Below are 5166 nucleotides of genomic sequence, written 5' to 3' on the forward strand. Positions count from 1 at the left end.
CCTCTCCTCCCTCCCCGTCCCCTCCTTCCCCCGGCTGACGGAGACGGTGCGCGGTCGGGTGCGGGGGGCCGCGGCGCACTTCGGGTTCGAGCGGGGGGCCGATGGGGATCCGCCCGCGGCCCGGCTCGTGCGGCTGCTCGACGCGTTCGAGGCCGACCTGGTCGTGGACGTGGGCGCGCGTGCCGGTCGCTTCGGGGGTGAGCTGCGGCGGGCCGGGTACCGGGGCCGGATCGCCTCCTTCGAGCCGCTCGACGTACCCCGCCGCCACCTCGAACGGGCCGCCGCACAGGACGACGCCTGGAGCGTGCTGCCGTACGCGCTGGGCGACGGTACGGGCGAGGCGCGCCGCCTCGACGAGCTGTGGGAGCAGGTGGTGGCGCCCGGCGAGCGGGCCTTCCTCAAGCTGGACGTCCGCGACCACGCGTCCCGGGTGCTGCGCGGCGCGGGCGAGCACGCCGACGAGCTCACCGGACTGCAGGTGCGGACCTCGTTCGCGGGGCCGCAGGCCGACGGGCTGCTTTTCGACGAGGCGCTGACGCTCGCGCGGGGCACCCTCGGCATGTCCCTGATGTCACTGGTGCCCGGCCCGGCCGACCCGTCCTCGGGGCGGCTGCTCCGGTGCGACCTGGTGCTGTTCCGCAAGGACGCCTTGTAGGGCGGAGGGCGTCGGTTGCAGTCGGTGGGGGCCGGGAGGAGTCTGGGACGGGTGTCCGGAAGGCCCTGGTTCGAGGGGCTGCGGGGGCGGTCGGGGCGCCACTCAGGGAGCAGGCGCATCAGTGTTGCCCGTAAGGGCGGGATAAAAGTTGAGTCGGCTCGACTCAGCTCTGTTGACGCGCTCGGATCCGTCATGCATCCTTGAGCCTGTTCCACTCAAGTCATGGAGGAATTGAAATGGCACGTGCGGTCGGCATCGACCTGGGCACGACTAACTCCGTCGTCAGCGTTCTGGAGGGCGGCGAGCCCACCGTCATCACCAACGCCGAAGGCGCCAGGACCACGCCGTCCGTCGTCGCTTTCGCGAAGAACGGTGAGGTGCTCGTCGGCGAGGTCGCGAAGCGTCAGGCGGTCACCAACGTCGACAGGACCATCCGGTCGGTCAAGCGCCACATGGGCACTGACTGGAAGGTCACCATCGATGACAAGGACTTCAACCCGCAGCAGATGAGCGCCTTCATCCTGCAGAAGCTCAAGCGGGACGCCGAGTCCTACCTGGGCGAGAAGGTTGTCGACGCGGTCATCACCGTCCCGGCGTACTTCAACGACTCCGAGCGTCAGGCGACGAAGGAGGCCGGCGAGATCGCGGGCCTGAACGTCCTGCGCATCGTCAACGAGCCCACGTCCGCCGCCCTGGCCTACGGCCTGGACAAGGACGACCAGACGATCCTCGTCTTCGACCTCGGTGGCGGCACGTTCGACGTGTCCCTCCTGGAGATCGGTGACGGCGTCGTCGAGGTGAAGGCCACGAACGGCGACAACCACCTCGGTGGCGACGACTGGGACCAGCGCGTCGTCGACTACCTGGTGAAGCAGTTCAACAACGGCCACGGCGTGGACCTCTCCAAGGACAAGATGGCGCTCCAGCGCCTGCGCGAGGCCGCCGAGAAGGCGAAGATCGAGCTCTCGTCCTCGACCGAGACCACGATCAACCTGCCGTACATCACGGCGTCCGCCGAGGGCCCGCTGCACCTGGACGAGAAGCTCACGCGCGCCCAGTTCCAGCAGCTCACGCAGGACCTGATCGACCGCTGCAAGACCCCGTTCCACAACGTCATCAAGGACGCCGGCATCCAGCTGTCCGAGATCGACCACGTGGTCCTGGTCGGCGGTTCGACCCGTATGCCGGCCGTCGCCGAGCTCGTCAAGGAGCTGACCGGCGGCAAGGAGGCCAACAAGGGCGTCAACCCGGACGAGGTCGTCGCCATCGGCGCCGCCCTGCAGGCCGGTGTGCTCAAGGGTGAGGTCAAGGACGTCCTGCTCCTCGACGTGACCCCGCTGTCCCTCGGTATCGAGACCAAGGGAGGGATCATGACGAAGCTCATCGAGCGCAACACCACGATCCCGACCAAGCGTTCCGAGATCTTCACGACGGCCGAGGACAACCAGCCGTCCGTGCAGATCCAGGTCTACCAGGGCGAGCGCGAGATCGCGGCGTACAACAAGAAGCTCGGGATGTTCGAGCTGACCGGTCTGCCGCCGGCCCCGCGTGGCGTCCCGCAGATCGAGGTCTCCTTCGACATCGACGCCAACGGCATCATGCACGTGACCGCGAAGGACCTGGGCACGGGCAAGGAGCAGAAGATGACCGTCACCGGCGGCTCCTCGCTGCCGAAGGACGAGGTCGACCGCATGCGCCAGGAGGCGGAGCAGTACGCGGACGAGGACACCAAGCGCCGCGAGGCCGCCGAGTCCCGTAACCAGGGCGAGCAGCTCGTCTACCAGACGGAGAAGTTCCTCAAGGACAACGAGGACAAGGTCCCCGGCGAGGTGAAGACCGAGGTCGAGGAGTCGCTCACCGAGCTGAAGGAGAAGCTCAAGGGCGACGACTCCGCCGAGATCCGCACCGCCACCGAGAAGGTCCAGGCCGTCGCGCAGAAGCTGGGCCAGGCGATGTACGCCGACGCCCAGGCCGCGCAGGCCGCGGGCGGCGACGCCCCGGGCGCTGACGCTCCGGGCGCCGAGGCCAAGGCCGACGACGACGTCGTCGACGCCGAGATCGTCGACGACGAGAAGCCGAAGGGCGGCGCCGCATGACGGAGGAGACCCCGGGCTTCGACGAGAACGAGCCCGCTGACGTCTCCTCCGGCGACACCCCTGAGGCCGCCGAGCCGCAGGCCGCTCCCTCCTCCGACGAGGAGGGGGCGGCCCCGGCCGGGGACGATGCAGCAGCGAGCGTCGGCCTGACGGCGCAGCTGGACCAGGCGCGGTCCGCGCTCAACGAGCGCACCGCCGACCTCCAGCGGCTCCAGGCCGAGTTCCAGAACTACCGCCGCAGGGTCGAGCGGGACCGGGTCGCGGTCAAGGAGGTCGCCGTGGCGAACCTGCTGACCGAACTCCTGCCCACGCTCGACGACATCGGCCGGGCCCGCGAGCACGGCGAGCTGGTCGGTGGCTTCAAGTCGGTGGCCGAGTCCCTGGAGACGGTCGCCGCGAAGATGGGCCTGCAGCAGTTCGGCAAGGAGGGCGAGCCCTTCGACCCGACGATCCACGAGGCCCTGATGCACTCGTACGCACCGGACGTCACCGAGACGACCTGCGTCGCGATCCTGCAGCCGGGGTATCGCATCGGCGAGCGCACCATCCGCCCCGCGCGGGTGGCCGTGGCCGAGCCGCAGCCCGGCGCGCAGCCTGTCAAGGGCGAGAGCGACGGCGACAGCAACAGCAAGGCCGAGACCGCCGAAGCGGCGGACGACAAGGACAGCGGTGGCCCGGACGAGGGCTGACGTGACCGGCAGCAGGAAGGAGGGACGTCGGGGATGAGCACCAAGGACTTCATCGAGAAGGACTACTACAAGGTCCTCGGCGTCCCCAAGGACGCGACGGACGCCGAGGTCAAGAAGGCGTACCGCAAGCTCGCGCGCGAGAACCACCCCGACGCCAACAAGGGCAACCCCAAGGCGGAGGAGCGGTTCAAGGAGATCTCCGAGGCGAACGACATCCTCGGCGACCCCAAGAAGCGCAAGGAGTACGACGAGGCGCGCGCCCTCTTCGGCAACGGCGGGTTCCGGCCCGGTCCGGGCGCCGGCGGGGGCGGGAACTTCAACTTCGACCTGGGCGACCTCTTCGGAGGCGGCGGCCAGGGCGCGGGCGGCGGGGCCGGTGGCTTCGGCGGCGGTGGCATCGGGGACGTCTTCGGCGGCCTGTTCAACCGCGGCGGCGCGGGCGCGGGTACGCGTACGCAGCCCCGCCGCGGCCAGGACATCGAGTCCGAGGTCACGCTGAGCTTCACGGAAGCGGTGGACGGGGCCACGGTCCCGCTCCGGATGTCCTCGCAGGCGCCCTGCAAGGCGTGTTCGGGCACCGGCGACAAGAACGGCACACCGCGCGTGTGCCCGACCTGCGTCGGCACCGGGCAGGTCTCGCGCGGCGGCGGCGGTGGCTTCTCGCTCACCGACCCGTGCATGGACTGCAAGGGCCGCGGCCTGATCGCCGAGACGCCCTGCGAGGTCTGCAAGGGCTCGGGCCGGGCGAAGTCCTCGCGGACGATGCAGGTCCGTATCCCGGCGGGTGTCTCGGACGGGCAGCGCATCCGGCTGCGCGGCAAGGGCGCCCCCGGCGAACGCGGCGGCCCCGCAGGCGACTTGTACGTGGTGGTGCATGTCGATGCCCACCCGGTCTTCGGCCGCAAGGGCGACAACCTCACCGTCACCGTGCCGGTCTCCTTCGCGGAGGCGGCGCTCGGCGGCGAGGTGAAGGTGCCGACACTCGGCGGCCCTTCGGTCACGCTGAAGCTGCCCGCCGGAACACCCAACGGTCGTACGATGCGCGCCCGCGGCAAGGGTGCGGTCCGTAAGGACGGCACTCGGGGCGACCTTCTGGTCACGGTCGAGGTGGCGGTTCCCACGGAACTGAGCCCCGAGGCCCAGGAAGCGCTCGAAACGTACCGCAAGGCGACTGCGGAGGACGATCCGCGGGCAGAACTGTTCCAGGCCGCGAAGGGAGCTTGAGAGATGGACGGCCGTCGGCGTAACCCGTACCAACTCACTGAAGAGACACCGGTGTACGTCATCTCGGTGGCGGCCCAGCTCTCCGGACTCCACCCGCAGACCCTGCGGCAGTACGACCGCCTCGGCCTGGTCTCCCCGGACCGTACGGCCGGGCGCGGTCGGCGTTACTCCGCCCGCGACATCGAACTGCTGCGCACCGTCCAGCAGTTGTCGCAGGAGGAGGGCATCAACCTCGCCGGGATCAAGCGCATCATCGAGCTGGAGAACCAGGTTGCCGCGCTGCAGTCCCGGGTCGCCGAGCTGTCGGCGGCGGTCGAGGGCGCCGCGGCCGCGATGCAGCAGCGCGAGGCCCAGGTACATGCCTCGTACCGCCGCGACCTGGTGCCCTACCAGGAGGCGCACCCGCCGAGTGCCCTGGTCGTCTGGCGCCCCAAGCGCTCGGAGTAGCACCGCTCCTCGGCACGACGCAGCAGGCCCGCACCCTCGAACGAGGGGGCGGGCC

General features: G+C 70.2%; 5 protein-coding genes. All 5 read left to right on the forward strand.

Going from position 1 to position 5166, the window contains the following annotated elements; all coding sequences use genetic code 11:
- Positions 1-655 (forward strand): class I SAM-dependent methyltransferase (locus GUY60_RS34040; RefSeq protein WP_161704974.1); only part of this gene is annotated, 655 nt, incomplete at its 5' end.
- A gap of 236 nt (positions 656-891) precedes the next feature.
- A complete protein-coding gene (gene dnaK / locus GUY60_RS34045) occupies positions 892-2751 on the forward strand; it encodes a molecular chaperone DnaK (protein ID WP_161704975.1) in 1860 nt (619 codons plus the stop codon).
- Entirely contained in the window at positions 2748-3440 is a 693-nt protein-coding gene (gene grpE, locus GUY60_RS34050) for a nucleotide exchange factor GrpE (RefSeq protein ID WP_161704977.1), read from the forward strand. The genes dnaK and grpE overlap by 4 nt, the downstream gene beginning before the upstream one ends.
- A 33-nt stretch (positions 3441-3473) precedes the next feature.
- Positions 3474-4664: a molecular chaperone DnaJ gene (dnaJ, locus tag GUY60_RS34055; RefSeq protein ID WP_161704979.1), complete on the forward strand. Its 1191-nt coding sequence runs from the start codon at positions 3474-3476 to the stop codon at positions 4662-4664.
- Positions 4665-4667: 3 nt separating this feature from the next.
- The gene (locus GUY60_RS34060) at positions 4668-5111 is read left to right on the forward strand and encodes a heat shock protein transcriptional repressor HspR (protein ID WP_161704981.1); all 444 of its coding nucleotides are present in this window, start codon (positions 4668-4670) and stop codon (positions 5109-5111) included.
- Positions 5112-5166: the final 55 nt, after the last annotated feature.

The organism is Streptomyces boluensis, assembly GCF_009908195.1.
Taxonomy (GTDB): domain Bacteria; phylum Actinomycetota; class Actinomycetes; order Streptomycetales; family Streptomycetaceae; genus Streptomyces; species Streptomyces boluensis.